This is a genomic window from Burkholderia sp. D-99 (genome assembly GCF_011605345.1).
GTDB lineage: Bacteria > Pseudomonadota > Gammaproteobacteria > Burkholderiales > Burkholderiaceae > Burkholderia.
Map to the genome: position 1 here is coordinate 889792 of NZ_JAAOXM010000001.1, position 17344 is coordinate 907135.

Consider the following 17344-nt stretch of genomic DNA (forward strand, 5'->3'; position numbering starts at 1 on the left):
GCGCGCAACCGTCCAAACGGCTGCGGCGCGATCTGGCACAATCGCAGTCTCGCCATCCGCCTTCAGCCAGCGTCATGCCAGCCATCGCCGAACTCTTCGTCTACCCGATCAAATCCTGCGCCGGCATCGCGCTGACACGCGCGCAACTGCTCGAAACGGGCCTGGCGTACGACCGCCACTGGCTGATCACCGACCCCGCCGGGCAGATGATCACGCAGCGCACGCACCCGCGCCTCGCACTGATCCGCACCGCACTGGGCAACGATGCGCTCGTGCTGAACGCGCCGGGCATGCGCGAGATCCGCACGCCGCTCGACGGCGACGTCTCGCCCGCCACGCCGAAGATGGCCGCGACCGTGTGGCGCGACACCGTCGACGCGATCGACACGGGCGCCGAAACCGCCGCGTGGCTCACCGAATTCCTCGGCATGCCCGCGAAGCTCGCACGCTTCGGGCCCGACGCGCGCCGCGGCTGCAACCGCAAATGGACCGGCGAGATCGATACACACACGCAATTCGCGGACGGCTACCCGCTGCTCGTGATCGGCCAGTCGTCGCTCGACGACCTGAACGCGCGGCTCACCGCCAAAGGCGCACCGGCGATTCCGATGAACCGCTTCCGCCCGAACATCGTCGTGTCGGATCTCGAGGCGTACGAAGAGGATTTCATCGAGCACCTCGACACCGAAGGCGCGGCGCCCGTACGGCTGCGGCTCGTGAAGCTGTGCACGCGCTGCCCGATGCCGACGATCGACCAGGTCACCGGCGCGCCCGATCCCGCGTGGCCGCACGAGCCGACCGACACGATGCAGACCTATCGCGCGAACCCGAGCTTCAACGGCGAGCTGACGTTCGGCATCAACGCGATCGTCGTCGAAGGTGCGGGCACGTGGCTCGAAATCGGCCAGTCGCTGGAAGCGGAGATCGGGTTCGGCGATTGAGTCGCACGCACGGAACCGCTCACCCGATCACATAGTCTTCATCGCGACGGAAGTCGTGCGGAAGTCGTGCGGAAGTCGTGCGGAAGTCGTGCGGAAGTCGTGCGGAAGTCGTGCGGTAGTCACCCGGTAGTCGTGCGGTAGTCACCCGGTAGTCACCCGAGCCGCTTCCCGCCTCCCTACTCGCCATCACGCGGCGTGCAGCCCCGCGTCGTTTGCCGCCGGCAACCGGATCGTCACGACCAGCCCGCCGCCGGCCGCATCGGCAAGCGTCACGCTGCCCTGATGAACGCGCGCGATCTCGCGCACGATCGACAGCCCGAGCCCCGTCCCTTCGACCGTCTGCGTCTTGCTGCCGCGATGGAAACGCTCGAACACCGCGTCGCGCTCGTCCGCCGGAATGCCCGGCCCGTTGTCGATGACGTCGAGCCGCGCATGCGCCCCGTCGCGCGACACGCGCACCGTAATCACGGCGCGATCGCCCGCATAGCGGATCGCGTTGTCGATCAGGTTGCCGACCATCTCGCCGAGCAGGTCGGGCTGCCCGTGCACGTCGATGTCGGCTTCGTGCTCGAAACCGAGATCGATATCGCGCGCGCGTGCGACCGGCGACCAGTCGAGCGTCACGCTGCGCGCAAGGCGGTGCAGCGCGACCGGCTTTTGGGCAACAGCATGGCCGCTATCCGAATCGAGCCGCGACAGCGACAACAGTTGCTGCACGATCTTCGCGGCCTGCCGCACCGCCCCGTTCGCACGTCGCAAGTGCCCGTTCACGCGCGGCTGCTCGTCGGGCCGCAGCGCGAGCTCGACGCCCGCCTGCACGGCCGCGAGCGGCGTCTTCAGTTGATGGGCCGCGTCCGCGAAGAAGCGGCGCCGCGCGACCTGCATCCGTTGCGTGCGGCCAATGTACTGGTTGATCGACTCGACGAGCGGCGCGAGTTCGCTCGGCATCGCACCGGTATCCAGCGGCGTCGTATCGTCCTCGCTGCGCGCGGCGACCGTCGCCGACAGCCGGTTCAGCGGCCGCAGCCCGCGCCCGACGCCGAGCCACACGATGCCGAGCGCGAGCACGACGAGCAACCCTTCCTGCAGCAGCGACCCCACGAGGATCTCGCGCGCGAGCGCCTGGCGCGCCTCGATCGTCTCGCCGACCATCACCCACACGATGCGCGACTGCGCGGTCGGCACGTCGTGCACCGGGATGCGCAGCGCGGCCATCCGCAACTGCTCGCCGCGATAGACGACGTCGTAGTAGCGCGTGACGAACAGCGCGCCGTCGCCCGCGTCGCGCCCTTGCGGCAGCGGCAGGTCCGGGTAGCCGGTGATCGTGTGGCCGTTGTCCTCGCGGATCAGGTAGTAGATCTTGCCGCCGTCGCTCGATTCGAGCATTTCGAGCGCGAGATACGGCAAGTCGACCTCGACCTCGCCATCATTGAGCCGCACGCCTTCGCGGATCGACTTCAGCGACGACGACAGCGTGCGGTCGAACGCGGCGTGCGCGGCGCTCATCGCGCGCTGGTACGTGAGCCACGAGTCGAGCGCGAGCAGGCCGAGCAGCGGCAGCAGCAGCCACAGCGCGACCTGGGTGCGCAGGTTCGGGCGGGTCATCATGCGTCCCGCCGGGCTGCCCCAAAGGGCGCAGCGGGGCATTCGCGGCGCATCGCTTTGCGCCCGCACTGCCCGCCGGCTTTGCAAAACCGGCCGTGGATGGCATGCGCCCCCTCGGGGGGCCGCGAACGTGTCGATCCGGAGCAACGCCTTGGCGCGTACTCCGGTCCCATCCAAAGCAAGTGCGCGTGGGGGTCGTTCACTCGGCCGTCTCCGCCTTCGCTTCCAGCAGATAACCGAGCCCGCGCAGCGTGACGATCGCAACCCCCGTGTTCTCGAGCTTCTTGCGAAGCCGGTACACGTAGATCTCGATCGCATCGGCGTTGACCGACTCGTCGAGCCCGAAAATCTTCTCCGACAGCGTGTCCTTGTTGATCGCGCGGCCGTTGCGCAGGATCAGCACCTCGAGCACCGAACGCTCGCGCGGCGTGAGCGACAGCGGCTCGCCCGCGAGATGAAAGCTGCGATCGATACTGTCGTACGAAAGCGGCCCGCATTCGACCCGCGAATGCTCGTGGCCGAGGCTGCGGCGGATCAGCGCGCGGGCGCGCGCTTCCAGTTCGGTCAGTTCGAACGGCTTCGCGAGATAGTCGTCGGCGCCGAGATCGAGCCCCTTCACGCGATCCTCGACCGACCCGTGCGCGGTCAGGATCAGCACCGGCACCGGATTGCGCCGCGCGCGCAGCCGCCGCAGCACTTCCAGCCCGTCGAGCTTCGGCAGCCCGAGATCGAGGATCACCAGTGCGTAATCCTGCGTGCGCAGCACGTGGTCGGCCGCCTCGCCGTCCGCCATGTGATCGACCGCGAAGCGCGCCGCGCTCAGCGCGTCGTTCAGCGACTGGGCGAGGTTCGGATTGTCTTCGACGAGCAGCACGCGCATGGGGATTCCGGTAAGGTCAGCGACAGGCCGCTACATTACATGATCCTTTCCATCGCGACGCCTCGCGCAAACACCGGTTGCGCCGCCGGCCCGCTCGCGCGTCGGCCGACCCGCCGATCGTCGCTCAGCGCTCGGCAGCGGCGCGGTTGCGCGCCGCGAAGCGCGAACCTTCGCCTGCGCGCTGCCGCTCGCGCAGGCCGACCACCACCGCCAGGAACGCGACGCTCGCACCGGCCGTGACGACGATCATCGGGCGCGCGGTGCCGTCCGACAGCCACGCCAGCACGCCGCCGCACGCGGCCGTGATCGCCATCTGGACAAAGAAGAACAGCCCGGACGCGGTCCCGGCGATCGTCGTGTACGGCTGCATCACCGCGAACTGGCAGGCCGGGATCGCGATCCCGACCGCGATCATCACGAAGAACATCGGCACGACGAGCGCCGCCACCGCCGTCGGCGCGATCGCCCCGCCGACCCACAGCACGGCGGCGCCGGCCAGATTGACGCCCGCCGCCACTGCGATGACCGAATCGGCCTTCCAGCGGGTGCCGGTCCGCGCGAACACGTTCGAGCCGATCAGGTAGCCGAGCACGGTCAGGCCGAAGATCGCGGCATACACCGGGCCGGATACGCCTCGTTGCCGCTGAAACAGTGTCGACGATTCCGCGATGAACGGGTAGTACGTGCAGTACGCGAAACCGATGGCGAGCGAGTAGCGCAGGAAACGGCGCTCGCGCAACAGGCCGGCGTACGTCCGCAGGAGCCCCGCGCCCGGCACCGGCCGCGCGGCGCTTTCGCGGGTCTCCGGCAGGTAACGCAGCACCATCGCCGTCGCAACCAGCCCGCCTGCCGCCAGTAATCCGAACACGCCGCGCCATCCGAGCCACCCGGCCACCGCGCTGCCGGCCAGCGGCGCAATCACGGGCGACAGCGCCATGCCGGCCGAAATCCGGCCCAGCATCGTGGCCTGCATCGCGGCCGGGAAGCGCTCGCGCACGATCACCCGCCCGATCACCGTGCCGCAGCAGCCGCCCAAAGCCTGGAAGATGCGGGCGGTGACGATCGCCGCGATGCTGGTCGACCACGCGCAGGCGACGCTCGCGACCACGTAGAGGCACAAGCCGCCGAGCAGGACGGGACGACGTCCGTAACGGTCGGACAACGGCCCCGACACCAGCATCGACAACGCATAACCGACCATGTAGAGGGTCAGCGTGAGCTGCAACTGGGCGTCGGTGCCGTGCAGCGCGTCCGCCATCGCCGGCAGCGACGGCAGGTACGCATCGATCGTGACCCGCGGCAGGCACACGACGAGCATCAACAGGAACAACCAGCCCCACTGGGGTAATGAACGCGTTTTCATGCGGTGAGCCCGTCTCCGGTCGGATTGATGTGGTCAACAGCAATCTAAGGTCAAAGTGATATAAGCTGAAGGGCCATTAAATCCGACATTGACTGGACCACTATGCCGCGAGGCAAAGCCGCGATTCCGCTGGATCTGCCGTGCCCTGCCGGGCTGTCCACGGGCAGCCCGCAGTCGAAGCAGGAGTGCATTGCCGACGCGCTGCGCGACGCGATCCTGAAGCGCCTGCTTCCCGGCGACAGCCCGCTGCCGTCCAGCCGCACCCTCGCGACGCGCTGGGGTGTCGCCCGGGGGACGGTCGAAGCGGCGTACGACCGGCTGTGCTCGGAGGGCTACATCGCCCGCGCGCAAGGGTCGGGGTCGCGGGTCTGCGCGGTGGTACCGGACAGCTATCTGCGCGCGGCCGCGCAGTCGCGCGAGAACGGCTCTCCCCCTTCCGGCGCGCGCCCCACACCGGCGCGCACGTCCGGCGCCGCCGCGCCGGAACAAGGCGTGCGCCCGGGCATCCCGTTCGTCGCGCGGCTTGCCGATCCCGGCCTGCTGCCGATGCAGCAATGGAAGAAGGCGCTCGGGGCAAGCCTGCTTGCCGCCACGGCGAACGACCTCGGGGCGACGCCGGCGCAAGGCGTCGAGGGCCTGCGCGACGAAATCGCCGCGTACCTGCGGGAATACCGCGGCATCCCGTGCAACGCCGGCGACATCTTCATCACGACCGGCATCCGCCATTCGATCGATCTCGTCGCACGCACGCTGCTCACGCCCGGCTCGACGGTGCTGATGGAGGATCCCGGCTACGCGTCGGCCTGGCAGATCTTCACGATCGCGGGTGCGACCGTGATCGACGTGCCGGTCGATAGGGAAGGCATCGACACCGCGTCGCTCGACCGGCATCCCGATGCACGCGCAGCCTACGTGACGCCCGCCCATCAGGCGCCCCTCGGCGTCACGATGTCGGTGTCGCGCCGGCTCGAACTGCTCGACTGGGCGCAGCGCAACCGCGCGTGGATCATCGAGGACGACTACGACGGCGAATTCAGCTACCAGACCGCCCCGCTGCCCGCGCTGAAATCGCTCGACGCGTGCGATCGCGTGATCTACTGCGGCTCGTTCAACAAGACGCTGTTCTCGGGGCTGCGCATCGGCTTCATGGTCGTGCCGGCGGAACTTCGGCCGGCGCTGTCGGCCGTGTGGCATGCGACCGCGCGCTCGGTCGGCGTGGCGCCCCAGCTGGCGCTGGCCCGCTTCATCGCGCACGGCGATTTTGCGAAGCACCTGCGCGCGGCGCGTCACGCCTACCGCCAGCGGCGCGACATCGTGCTCGACGAGTTGGCGAAACACGCCGGCGGACGGTACACGGTGTCCGGCGAACACGCGGGCTTTCATTTCGTGCTGTGGCTGCCGCCCGGGATGGACGACGCAACGTATGTCGCGCAAGCCCAGGCGGACGGCGTCGAATTGCAGCCGGTCCGCGGATTCTGTCGAAGCGCCCGGTGCGAAGCAGGCGTCGTCGTCGGGTATGCCGCGCTGACGGCCGCGCACGCACGGCATGGCGGCCGGCTCCTCGGAAAGCTGCTCGCGCAACCCGCATAGGCGCCCTCGCCATCACTGCCGCTCCCCGCAGCAGCCCGCTTCCCTCCCTTGTCAGATCATGCCGCGCGCCGCGAAACGCGCGGCCGCCGCCGCTTCGACCTCGGGAAATCCATGACACAAAGGACGCGATTGTGAACCGAAATGAAAGCAGGCTGAAAGTGCGCCGCAATTAACATCCGCTCCACTCGAACAACACCTAGACGTAACTGGAGGAAGACATGCCGTTTGCACCGAAGCACCTCGCCGCCGCGCTGGCGGTCGTTCTGGGCACTGCCGCCGGCAGCGCCGCCGCGCAGGTTCCGGCCGGGTATCCGGGGAGTTACCAGGGCGTGATCGACGCCGCGAAGAAGGAAGGCAAGCTGATCGTCTACTCGACGACCGACACGGGCCTCGTGCGCCCGCTGATCAAGGACTTCGAAAGCCTGTACGGCGTCAAGGTCGAGTACAACGACATGAACAGCACCGAGCTGTACAACCGCTACATCAGCGAGAACGCGGCGAGCAGCACCAGCGCCGACGTGCTGTGGAGCTCGGCGATGGACCTGCAGGTCAAGCTCGTCAACGACGGCCTGATGGCGTCGTACGATTCGCCGGAAAGCCCGAACCTGCCGCAATGGTCGCAATACCAGAAGCAGGCGTACGGCACGACCTTCGAGCCGCTTGCGATCGTCTACAACAAGCGCCTGATCCCCGAGAACGAAGCGCCGACGACCCGCGCCGAGCTGATCAAGCTGCTCACCACCCAGGCCGACAAGTTCAAGGGCAAGGTCACGACCTACGACATCGAGAAATCGGGCGTGGGCTTCAACTACCTGACACAGGACGCGCACGTGAACGAGAAGGTCACGTGGGAGCTCGTGAAGGCGATCGGCGCGACCGGCCCGAAGCTGCAGTCGAGCACGGGCGCGATGATGGAGCGGATCTCGTCGGGCGAGAACCTGATCGGCTACAACATCATCGGTTCGTATGCGTACGCAAAGGCGAAGAAGGACAAGTCGATCGGCTATGTGTTTCCGAAGGACTACACACAGGTCGTGAGCCGCCTCGCCACGGTGTCGAAGAAGGCGAAGAACCCGAACGCCGCGAAGCTGTGGGTCGACTACCTGCTGTCGAAGCGCGGCCAGACGCTGATCGCGAACCAGGCCAACCTGTACGCGATCCGCGCGGACGTGACGGGCGAAACGTCGGCCGCGAGCCTGTCGAAGGAACTCGGCGATTCGCTGAAGCCGATCCAGATCGGCACCGGCCTGCTCGTCTATCTCGACCAGTCGAAGCGGCTTGCCTTCCTGAAGCAATGGCAGCAGTCGATCAAGCGCTGATCCGCTGAGCAGCTGATCGGTTGACCCTCGGCCGCCCGCCACACACCGCGCGGGCGGCCCCTTCCCCTTACCGACTTCCTAGAGGCGGCCATCCGGATGGCCGCAGGGGCGAACTCATGCTTTCAACCAGTACACGCGGAACGGCGCCGGTCGTTCCGCCCTCTACCGGCCAGGGCAGCGCGATTCCCGCGTTGCCGGTCAACAGCCTGCAGCCGCTGGCCGGCATGCTGCGCTGGATCGTCGTCGCGGTGCTGACCATCGCGGTCGCGCTGCCGCTCGGCTTCATCCTGTTCCAGAGCCTGCTGTCCGCGCCGTTCTTCGATGCGAACAAGGCACTCGGCATCGAAGGTTTCCGCTTCATCTTCAACGATCCCGACTTCTGGTCGGCCGTGAAGAACTCGTTCATCATCGCCGGCGGGATGCTGTTCATCTCGATCCCGCTCGGCGGCATCCTCGCGTTCCTGATGGTGCGCACCGACCTGCCCGGCCGCCGCTGGCTCGAACCGCTGCTGCTCACGCCCGTGTTCGTGTCGCCGATGGTGCTCGCGTTCGGCTACGTGGTCGCGGCCGGCCCGGTCGGCTTCTACTCGGTGTGGTTCAAGGAACTGTTCGGGGTGCAGAACGTGCCCTGGAACGTGTACTCGATCTTCGCGATCACGGTGATCGTCGGCCTCACGCACGTGCCGCACGTGTACCTGTATTCGTCGGCCGCGCTGCGCAACCTCGGCTCGGACGTCGAGGAAGCCGCGCGCGTGGCGGGCGCCCGCCCGTTCCGCGTCGCGCTCGACGTGAGCCTGCCGATGACGATGCCCGCGCTGCTGTTCGCCGGCGTGCTCGTGTTCTTCCTCGGCTTCGAGGTGTTCGGGCTGCCGCTCGTGCTCGGCGATCCGGAAGGCCACCTCGTGCTCGCGACCTACCTGTACAAGCTGACCAACAAGCTTGGCGTGCCGTCGTATCACCTGATGGCCGCGGTCGCGGTGTGCATCGTCGCGATCACGTTTCCGCTCGTGCTGCTGCAGCGCCGACTGCTGAAGACCGCGAACCGCTTCGTCACCGTGAAGGGCAAGGCCGGCCGCGCGACGGTGCTGCCGCTCGGCGTGTGGCGCTGGGTCGCGCTCGCGATCGTCGCGCTGTGGCTGATGCTGACGGTGATCGTGCCGATCTCGGGCATCGTGCTGCGTGCGTTCGTGACCAACTGGGGCGAAGGCGTCGCGCTCGCCGAGGTGCTCACGCTGTCGAACTTCATCGAGCTGTTCGAGCAGGACAACCTGGTACGCGCGATCGTCAACACGCTCGGCATCGGCGTGATCGGCGGTGCGCTCGCGGTCGGCTTCTACTCGCTCGTCGCGTTCGCTGGCCACCGCCGCCCCGACTGGGCCACCAAGCTGCTCGACTACCTCGTGCTGCTGCCGCGCGCGGTGCCCGGCCTGCTCGCCGGCCTCGCCTTCCTGTGGATCTTCCTGTTCGTCCCGGGCCTGCGCGAGCTGAAGAACTCGATGTGGAGCATCTGGATCGCGTACACGGTCGTGTGGCTCGCGTACGGGATGCGGCTCATCCAGAGCGCGCTGCTGCAGGTCGGCCCCGAGCTCGAGGAAGCCGGCCGCAGCGTCGGGGCGACCCGCAGCCGCGTGTCGCTCGACGTGACGTTGCCGCTCGTGCGTTTCGGCCTGCTCGCCGCGTGGCTCCTGATCTTCATGATCTTCGAGCGCGAATACTCGACGGCCGTCTACCTGCTGTCGCCCGGCACCGAAGTGATCGGCGCGCTGCTCGTGTCGCTGTGGGCGACCGGCGCCGTCGACCAGGTCGCCGCGCTCTCTGTCATCAACATCGCGATGGTCGGCGCCGGTCTCGGCGTGGCCCTGCGTTTCGGAGTGAAACTTCATGGATAAGCTCATCGTCGACGACCTGCACCTCAGCTACGGCGCCAATCCGATCCTCAAGGGCGTGTCGTTCGAACTGAAGGCCGGCGAAGTCGTGTGCCTGCTCGGCGCGTCGGGCAGCGGCAAGACCACGCTGCTGCGCGCGGTGGCCGGCCTCGAACAGCCATCCGACGGCCGCATCCAGCTCGACGACCGCGTGTTCTTCGACGGCGCGCAGCGCGTCGACCTGCCCGTCGAGCAGCGCTCGCTCGGCCTCGTGTTCCAGTCGTACGCGCTGTGGCCGCACCGCACCGTCGCCGAGAACGTCGGCTACGGGCTGAAGCTGCGCCGCGTGGCGCCTGCCGAACAGAAGCGCCGCGTGCAGACCGCGCTCGACCAGCTCGGCCTCGGCCATCTCGCGGAACGCTTTCCGCACCAGTTGTCGGGCGGCCAGCAGCAGCGCGTCGCGATTGCGCGCGCGCTCGTCTACAACCCGCCGGTGATCCTGCTCGACGAACCGCTGTCGAACCTCGACGCGAAGCTGCGCGAGGAAGCGCGCGCGTGGCTGCGCGAGCTGATCGTGTCGCTCGGGTTGTCCGCCCTGTGCGTGACGCACGACCAGACCGAAGCGATGGCGATGTCCGACCGCATCCTGCTGCTGCGCAACGGCCGCATCGAGCAGGAAGGCACGCCGGCCGAGCTGTACGGCGCGCCTCGCTCGCTGTACACGGCCGAGTTCATGGGCAGCAACAACCGGATCGACGCGCGCGTCGCGGCCGTCGACGGCGAACGCGTGACGCTCGCCGGCGACGGCTGGGAACTGCAGGCGCTCGCCCGCGACACGTTCGCGCCCGGTCAGGACGCGCAGGCCGTGATCCGCCTCGAACGCGTGCAGGTCGCCGACGGCCCGGGCGCGAACCGGCTGCAGGCCGATCTCGTCACGTCGATGTATCTCGGCGACCGTTGGGAATACCTGTTCCATTGCGGCGAGATGCGCCTGCGCGCGTTCGGCCACGTGCCGCGCGCAGCGGGCAAGCACTGGATCGAATTCCCGACCAACGACTGCTGGGCGTTCGCGAAAGCGGGCTGACCGGCGCGCGGCGGCCCGCGCGCCGCCGCGCAGGCATTTCAGCGCGTATCCCGTTTCGATTTCGCACCTGGTTCGGCGGGCGCTTCACGGCGTCCGCCGTGGCGTGCTGCGCGCTGCGTATCCGTTTCACCCAACTCACAAGAACCAAGGAGACACCGTCAATGAAGTCACGCGCAGAACGTACCCTTCGCACCGCCGTCCTGACCGGATCGGCGGCCGTCGCCGGCCTCGCGGCGGGCGCCGCGCACGCGCAGTCGTCGGTCACGATGTACGGGATCATGGATGCCGGCATCGAGTACACGAACCACGCGGCGCCGGAGGGCGGCAGTTCGGTCAAGCTGAAGTCGGGCAACAAGAATACGTCGCGCTGGGGCCTGCGCGGCGTCGAGGATCTCGGCGGCGGGCTGAAGGCCGTGTTCCGCCTCGAAAGCGGGATCGATCTCGCGAACGGCGCATTCGACGACGGCCCCGACTCGATCTTCGCGCGCCGCGCGACGGTCGGCCTGAAAGGCAAATGGGGCGAACTGACGCTCGGCCGCAACTACACCGTCACGTACGACTACATGCTGCCGTTCGACCCGATGGGTTACGCGCAGAACTACTCGTGGGCGACGTCGTCGATGGCCACCGGCGGCCGCAAGGACGGCATGTTCACGCGCTCGTCGAACGCCGTGCGCTACGACGGCGAATTCAGCGGCGTCAAGTTCGGCGCGATGTACGGCTTCGGCAACGTGCCGGGCAGCGTGAAGACCAGCTCGAAATACGACTTCGCGCTCGGCTACGAGAAAGGCCCGTTTGCGGCGGTCGTCACGTTCGACCGGCAGAACGGCGCGGCCGACAGCGTCACGCCTGCCGATACCGTCAACTATATCCAGGGCATCCACGCGGGCCTGAGCTACGACTTCGGCAACCTGAAGACGATGGCCGGCTATCGCAACTACAAGCGCACGTTCCGCACCACGGCAGCGAACCAGTTGAGCGACACTTACTGGGTCGGCGGGTCGTATCAATTCACGCCGGCGTTCTCGCTGATCGCGGCCGTCTATCACCAGAACGTCAAGGGCGGCAGCGATGCCGATCCGACGCTGGTGTCGATGCGCGCGAACTACGCGCTGTCGAAGCGCACGGTGCTGTATGCAGCCGGCGCGTTCGCGATCGCGAAACACGACCAGAAGGTCGGCGTGTCGCGTGATTTCGCGGGCTACGGCACCACGCAGGTTGGTGTCACGGCGGGGATTCAGCAGCGGTTCTGAGTTTGGCGCGGCGGGCGGCGGGCGATCTTCGTGTCGCGCCGCCCGTTTTTCGCGGTTGATTACGCATGTGCCACCCTGCTTCGCATCCGTCGCACACGTCAGCGTGACGACGGATGCTCGGCTGCCTTCGCCAGCGCACACGACGCCCCCTCCGCGGCCCTTGGCCGGTCACTCACCGTGCATCGTGAACACCGGGCGCACCAGACTGTTCACATCGCTCCAGTGTTCACCGACCGCCGACAACGGTACGGTGCGCGTTTCGAGTGCCAGCCCCGCTGGGCCGGCCGCGTCGAACACGCCGCGCACCGACGCCAGCAAACGCTGGAGGGACACGCTGCCGATGCCACTGCCCATCAGTTCGATCGCGGTTGCCCGCAATACGGCACCCGGCAGCAGCACGTCCGCGCCGCCGATCGAGCCGATCTGCACGAAGCGCAGCCGGCGGCCATCCGGCGTCGCCTTCGCGGCGGCTACCAGCAGCGCCTGCGCGCTGGCCCCCCACAGATAATCGAGCACGACATCCACGCCTTCGCGGAAATGCGGTTCGAGCGCACGCGCCAGATGCGCGTCGTCCTGCTGCAGCGACACGACGGCATCCGCGCCGGCGTTAAGCAAGGCCTGCAACGCAGCCGCGTTGCGCCCCGTCGCGATTACCTTCGCGGCGCCGAGATGTTTCGCGATCCGCACTGCCAGCCGCCCTGACGCGCCCGTCGCACCGTTGACGAGCACCGTCTCGCCCGCGACAAGCCGTGCACGCTCGGTCAGCGCTGCCCACGACGACATCCCCGGAATCGCGATCGCGGCAGCCGTGACATCGTCGAGCGTATCCGGCAGCGGCACGCACTGCGTATCGGGCGCGATCGTGCGTTCGGCCATCGCGCCGAACGGCGCAGGCGCACCGAAGAAGTAGACGCGTCGACCATCGTCGAGACGGCCGACACCGTCGACGCCAACGACGAACGGATAGCGTGCGTCCGACGAGTAATGCGTGCCGGACGCACGCGCCTGCGCGATCCGGCTCAATGCGGACGCGGTCACGTCGATCAGGCAGTGGCCCGGCATCGCGCTCGGCGCATCGAATTCCATATGAACGGGACGCTCGCCGGCGCCCGTCACGACTGCTGCTTTCATGGTGACTCCTTGATTCGGGGATCTCGATCGACGGTTCCGGTGCGCATCAGCGCGCGTCGAGCCACGCGCGCAGCGCGGGATCGCGCACTTCCAGCACGTCGAACAGGCCGAGCGCCCGCAGCGCGGGCAACGCATCGATCGCGTCGGCCTCCGCACGCGCCCGGTCGGCCGGCGCGGCGTTCGGGTCGGTCAGCACGCGCGCGTTGACCAGGAACGCGCCGACGGTCCCTTTGCGGATCGTCGTATCGCCGATCGTGATCCGGTCGGTCTGGTCGGGAAGCATCTGTTCGGCTCGCATCGTGTCGCACTCCGGTTGTCATCGATGGACGCAGTGTAGGCGTGCAAATCCGGCCGATCTCCGGTATAACTGCCATTCGATACCGATATCCGGCCATGTCCGATCCACTCCTGCCCGCCCGCTTCATCACGTCCGACGACGGCCCGTTCGTGGTCGCCGCCGTGCTGTCGCAACGCGACCCGCGCGTGACGCCGCCCCATTCGCATGCGCGCGGCCAGCTCGTCGGCGCGCTGAGCGGGTTGCTGACGATCGGCCTCGACGACCAGGACTGGGTCGTGCCGGCGATCCATGCGATCTGGATTCCGCCGCATTGCCGGCATTCGCTGCACTCGTTCGGGCCGATTTCCGGCTGGTCGGCGTTCGTCGCCGAAGCGCGCTGCGCGGCGCTGCCGGATACCCCGCGCGCGATCCGGACGACGCCGCTGCTGCGCGAAGCCGTCCAGCGCGCGGCGAGTTGGGATGGCTCGGAGCTGGATGCCGCGCGAACCCGGATCGCCGACGTGATCCTCGATGAAATCGCGTCGTCGGAAGTCGAGGCGCTGGGGCTGGTGCGGCCGCAGGATCCGCGGCTGATGCGGATTACCGACGCGCTGGCCGCGGATCTCGCGGACAACCGGCGGCTGGAGGAATGGGCCGAATGGGCCGGCATCAGCGCCCGGACGATGAGCCGCCGCTTCGTCGCCGAGACGGGGCTGACGTTCGCGCAGTGGCGTCAGCAGGCCAGGCTGCTGCGGGCGCTGGAGAGAATTGCCGACGGCGTGCCGGTGACGACGATCGCACTCGATCTCGGGTACGACAACGTGAGCGCGTTCATCGACATGTTCCGGCGAGCGCTTGGGACGACGCCAGGAAGATATATGGACGCGGCGAGATCAGCAGTCGGAACAATGGGAAGTCAGTCGTAACCCATCTGCAGGGCTTGCGCCTGCGCACTCAATTCCGCCATCGCATCCGGGATGACATTCGACTCAAGCGAGGGCATCCGGTCCCTTTGCGAAACCTTGTGCCGATGCTCCGATTCGTCAGGCGGTACTTCTGCTTTGCTTGCCATCTCGGTCACCACTCGTCGCTCAATACGTCGTGTCTCCGTTCTTTTTATCCGGTCGAGATCCCCCCTTGAACTGCGCCGCGAGCCGCTCCGCACTCCTCGCCAGCAACGTCGTATCGACCCCGACTGCGACGAACAGCGCTCCCGCTTCCAGATACCGCCGCGCGGCCGCCTCATCCGCACTCAGAATGCCCGGCGCCTTGCCGGCCGCCTTGATCGTCCGGATCGCGCCGTCGATCGCGGCCTGCACGTCCGGGTGCCCCGGATTGCCGAGATGCCCGAGATCGGCTGCGAGATCCGCCGGTCCGATGAACACGCCGTCCACGCCCTCGACCCGCGCAATCGCGTCGATCGCGTCGAGCCCCGCGCGCGTCTCGACCTGCACGAGCACGGCCATCTCGTCGTTCGCGCGATGCAGGTAGTCGCCCACCCGATTCCATCGCGATGCACGCGCCAGCGCACTGCCGACACCACGAATGCCATGCGGCGGATAACGCGTCGCCGCCACCGCCGCGCGCGCTTCGTCCGCGCTCTGCACCATGGGCACGAGCAGCGTCTGCGCGCCGAGATCGAGCACCTGCTTGACGATCACCGGATCGTTCCACGGCACGCGCACCACCGGCTGCGACGGGTACGGCGCGATCGCCTGCAGTTGCGCGAGGATCGACGGCACCGTGTTCGGCGCATGCTCGCCGTCGATCAGCAGCCAGTCGAATCCGGCGCCCGCGACGACTTCCGCGCTGTACGGATTCGCGAGCCCGAGCCACAGCCCGACCTGCGCGTCGCCGCGCGCGAGCGCGGCCTTGAAGACATTCGAAGGAATCTGCATCGTTCGCTCACCTCACTCGAAGTAGCACTGGATCGTCCCGAGCGGGCCGTAGTCGACACTGAACGTGTCGCCCGGCCGCGCCGCGCATGGCCGTGTGAACGAGCCGCCGAGCACGATCTGCCCCGGCTCCAGCGCGACATCGAAGCGCGCCAACCGGTTCGCGAGCCACGCCACGCCGTTCGCCGGATGGTTCAGCACGCCCGCCGCGACACCCGTTTCCTCGACCACGCCGTTGCGCGACATGATCGCCGCGACCCAGCGCAGGTCGACGTCCTGCGGTTTCACGGGCCGCCCGCCGATCACGACGCCTGCATTCGCCGCGTTGTCGGCGATCGTGTCGAATACCTTGCGCGGCCGTTTCGTATCGGGGTCGATCGACTGGCTGCGCGCGTCGATGATCTCGAGCGCAGGCACCACGTAGTCGACCGCGTCGTACACGTCGAAGATCGTGCAGTCCGGGCCGGTGAGCCGCTTGCCGAGCACGAACGCGAGTTCGACCTCGACGCGCGGCACGATGAAGCGTCCGGCGGGAATCGTGCCGCCGTCGGCAAAGAACATGTCGTCGAGCAGCGCGCCGTAGTCGGGCTCGTCGATCTGCGACGTGTTCTGCATCGCCTTCGACGTGAGGCCGATCTTGTGGCCTTTCAGCGTGCGGCCTTCGGCGAGCTTGAGGGTTACCCACGCGCGCTGGATCGCATACGCGTCGTCGATCGTGATGTCGGGATGGTCGAGCGAGATCTGGCGGATCTGCTTGCGCTCGCGCTCGGCGTCGTGCAGACGCTGCGCGAGCTGGTCGATGAGGGCGGGTTCGAGCATGGTCGTATCGGGAATGGGGTTCAGCCGGCCCGCTTGTAGCGGGCGTGGATGTTGTTGTGCTTGTACGAGCCGCTTTCGCTGAACTCGGTCAGTTCCATCGACAGCGCGAGGTAGCGTTTCGCATACAGCTCCGCGAAATGCGCCTTGATCGCCTCGAACAGCGCGTCGCACGCGGCCTTTTTCTGCGCGTCGCTGCGGCCCGAGCCGATCTTCAGCGTCACGTGCACGAACGCGTCGTCTTCCGTGCCGTCGGCCACGCAGTAGTCCTGCAGTTCGATCGCGCGCGAGCGGATGCCGCCCGTCGGGAACACGCCGCCCTGTGCTATCAGCGTCGCGTTGATCGTGCGCAGCAGCGCGGGAATGCGCGCGTCGTCGCGGATGTTCGCGGTGTATTCGACGACGATATGTGGCATGGCAAGTCTCCAGTCGAATGCGTGGCGCGGCGCTCAGGCCAGCGGGAAGATCGCATTGATCTGCCCGGTACCCGAACTCGCGAAATAGTCGGTGACGATCTCGACCGGCTTGTCGTAACGATCCCAGCCCAGCAGGCCGAGCAGCATCGCCGTGTCGTGCATCCCGCCTTCGCCGTGGCAATGCGTGTTGTACTCCGGCAGCATCGCGCAGAAGGTCTTGAAATCCCCCTGCTTCCACAGCTCGACCACGCGCAGGTCGACCTGCCGGAAGAATTCGCGGCTGATCTGGTGAATCGATTCCTCGGGGCTGCCGTTGTCGTTGAAGCGGTGCGACAGCGAACCGCTCGCGAGAAACGCAACGTTCGAATCGCTCTTCTCGATCGCTTCGAGCAGCGCCTCGCCGAAGCGCCGGCTTTCGTCGAGCTGATGCCACATGCACCAGCCGGCGATCGACACGACCTTGAAGTGCTGGTCGGCGTTCATGTAGCGCATCGGCACGAGCGTGCCGTATTCGAGTTCGAGGCTGTCGATCTCATGTGCGCGCGTCGCGACCCCGCGCGCGCTGGCCGTCTCGGCGATCAGCCGGCCGAGCGCCGGGTTGCCCGGATACGCGTATTCCATGTCGCGAATGAAATGCGGCAGCTCGTTGCTCGTGTACGTGCCCGCGAACCGCGCATTGCAGTTCACGTGATAGCCGGCGTTGACGAGCCAGTGCACGTCCGACACGACGATCGTGTCGACGCCGAGCGCGCGGCAGCGCTCGCCGATCAGTTGATGGCCGCGGATCGCCGCCTCGCGGCAGCCGTGATGCCTGCCGGGCAATTCCGACAGGTACATCGACGGCACGTGCGTGATTTTCGCGGCGAGGGACAGTTTGCCCATCGTTCAAGTCTCCGTATGGTTCTTTCG

The 17344-nt window shown here is 67.6% G+C and carries 17 protein-coding genes; 7 read left to right on the forward strand and 10 right to left on the reverse strand.

Annotation, left to right across the window (positions count from 1 at the left end):
* Positions 1 to 74: 74 nt before the first annotated feature.
* Positions 75 to 941: an MOSC domain-containing protein gene (locus HAV18_RS03905; protein ID WP_166953026.1), complete on the forward strand. Its 867-nt coding sequence runs from the start codon at positions 75 to 77 to the stop codon at positions 939 to 941.
* Positions 942 to 1127: 186 nt separating this feature from the next.
* Here the strand turns inward: HAV18_RS03905 and HAV18_RS03910 are convergent, their stop codons facing one another.
* From HAV18_RS03910 to HAV18_RS03920, 3 genes are all read right to left on the reverse strand, one after another.
* The gene (locus tag HAV18_RS03910) at positions 1128 to 2546 is read right to left on the reverse strand and encodes a sensor histidine kinase (RefSeq protein ID WP_166954126.1); all 1419 of its coding nucleotides are present in this window, start codon (positions 2544 to 2546) and stop codon (positions 1128 to 1130) included.
* A gap of 199 nt (positions 2547 to 2745) precedes the next feature.
* Positions 2746 to 3426, reverse strand: coding sequence for a response regulator (locus HAV18_RS03915; RefSeq protein WP_006484260.1), 681 nt, complete (start codon positions 3424 to 3426; stop codon positions 2746 to 2748).
* A 124-nt stretch (positions 3427 to 3550) separates the two neighbouring features.
* Positions 3551 to 4789 carry a multidrug effflux MFS transporter gene (locus tag HAV18_RS03920; protein ID WP_166953028.1) on the reverse strand — a complete coding sequence of 413 codons (1239 nt, stop codon included), beginning with the start codon at positions 4787 to 4789 and terminating at the stop codon, positions 3551 to 3553.
* 102 nt (positions 4790 to 4891) lie between these two features.
* Between HAV18_RS03920 and HAV18_RS03925 the strand changes: the two genes are divergently transcribed.
* From HAV18_RS03925 to HAV18_RS03945, 5 genes are all read left to right on the forward strand, one after another.
* Entirely contained in the window at positions 4892 to 6379 is a 1488-nt protein-coding gene (locus tag HAV18_RS03925; RefSeq protein WP_166953030.1) for a PLP-dependent aminotransferase family protein, read from the forward strand.
* A 218-nt stretch (positions 6380 to 6597) separates the two neighbouring features.
* Positions 6598 to 7698: an ABC transporter substrate-binding protein gene (locus tag HAV18_RS03930; protein WP_166953033.1), complete on the forward strand. Its 1101-nt coding sequence runs from the start codon at positions 6598 to 6600 to the stop codon at positions 7696 to 7698.
* A 116-nt stretch (positions 7699 to 7814) separates the two neighbouring features.
* Positions 7815 to 9587 (forward strand): iron ABC transporter permease, encoded by a 1773-nt coding sequence (locus HAV18_RS03935; RefSeq protein ID WP_166953035.1) that lies wholly within the window; start codon positions 7815 to 7817, stop codon positions 9585 to 9587.
* Complete coding sequence (locus tag HAV18_RS03940) at positions 9580 to 10647, forward strand: ABC transporter ATP-binding protein (protein ID WP_166953036.1); 1068 nt, start codon at positions 9580 to 9582, stop codon at positions 10645 to 10647. The genes HAV18_RS03935 and HAV18_RS03940 overlap by 8 nt, the downstream gene beginning before the upstream one ends.
* Positions 10648 to 10808: 161 nt before the next feature.
* Positions 10809 to 11900: a porin gene (locus HAV18_RS03945; protein ID WP_166953038.1), complete on the forward strand. Its 1092-nt coding sequence runs from the start codon at positions 10809 to 10811 to the stop codon at positions 11898 to 11900.
* Between the two features lie 168 nt (positions 11901 to 12068).
* Here the strand turns inward: HAV18_RS03945 and HAV18_RS03950 are convergent, their stop codons facing one another.
* Both HAV18_RS03950 and HAV18_RS03955 read right to left on the reverse strand, forming a co-directional pair.
* Complete coding sequence (locus HAV18_RS03950) at positions 12069 to 13031, reverse strand: zinc-binding alcohol dehydrogenase family protein (protein ID WP_166953039.1); 963 nt, start codon at positions 13029 to 13031, stop codon at positions 12069 to 12071.
* A gap of 46 nt (positions 13032 to 13077) precedes the next feature.
* On the reverse strand, positions 13078 to 13329 hold the full coding sequence (locus tag HAV18_RS03955; protein WP_166953041.1) for a hypothetical protein: 252 nt from the start codon (positions 13327 to 13329) through the stop codon (positions 13078 to 13080).
* A gap of 95 nt (positions 13330 to 13424) precedes the next feature.
* Here HAV18_RS03955 and HAV18_RS03960 point away from each other — a divergent pair, with 95 nt between their 5' ends.
* Positions 13425 to 14234 carry a helix-turn-helix domain-containing protein gene (locus tag HAV18_RS03960; protein ID WP_166953042.1) on the forward strand — a complete coding sequence of 270 codons (810 nt, stop codon included), beginning with the start codon at positions 13425 to 13427 and terminating at the stop codon, positions 14232 to 14234.
* Here the strand turns inward: HAV18_RS03960 and HAV18_RS03965 are convergent.
* The 5 genes from HAV18_RS03965 to hpaD are packed head-to-tail and all read right to left on the reverse strand — an operon-like array spanning position 14225 to position 17317.
* Positions 14225 to 14380 (reverse strand): hypothetical protein, encoded by a 156-nt coding sequence (locus HAV18_RS03965; RefSeq protein ID WP_166953043.1) that lies wholly within the window; start codon positions 14378 to 14380, stop codon positions 14225 to 14227. The two genes, HAV18_RS03960 and HAV18_RS03965, sit on opposite strands and share 10 nt — an antisense overlap.
* A gap of 19 nt (positions 14381 to 14399) precedes the next feature.
* Positions 14400 to 15206, reverse strand: a complete 807-nt coding sequence (gene hpaI / locus HAV18_RS03970; RefSeq protein WP_166953044.1) for a 4-hydroxy-2-oxoheptanedioate aldolase — start codon at positions 15204 to 15206, stop codon at positions 14400 to 14402.
* Positions 15207 to 15218: 12 nt separating this feature from the next.
* Positions 15219 to 16022: a 2-oxo-hept-4-ene-1,7-dioate hydratase gene (hpaH, locus tag HAV18_RS03975; protein WP_166953045.1), complete on the reverse strand. Its 804-nt coding sequence runs from the start codon at positions 16020 to 16022 to the stop codon at positions 15219 to 15221.
* A 20-nt stretch (positions 16023 to 16042) separates the two neighbouring features.
* Entirely contained in the window at positions 16043 to 16435 is a 393-nt protein-coding gene (locus HAV18_RS03980) for a 5-carboxymethyl-2-hydroxymuconate Delta-isomerase (protein WP_166953046.1), read from the reverse strand.
* Positions 16436 to 16468: 33 nt separating this feature from the next.
* Positions 16469 to 17317: a 3,4-dihydroxyphenylacetate 2,3-dioxygenase gene (gene hpaD, locus HAV18_RS03985; RefSeq protein ID WP_166953047.1), complete on the reverse strand. Its 849-nt coding sequence runs from the start codon at positions 17315 to 17317 to the stop codon at positions 16469 to 16471.
* Between the last annotated feature and the right edge of the window lie 27 nt (positions 17318 to 17344).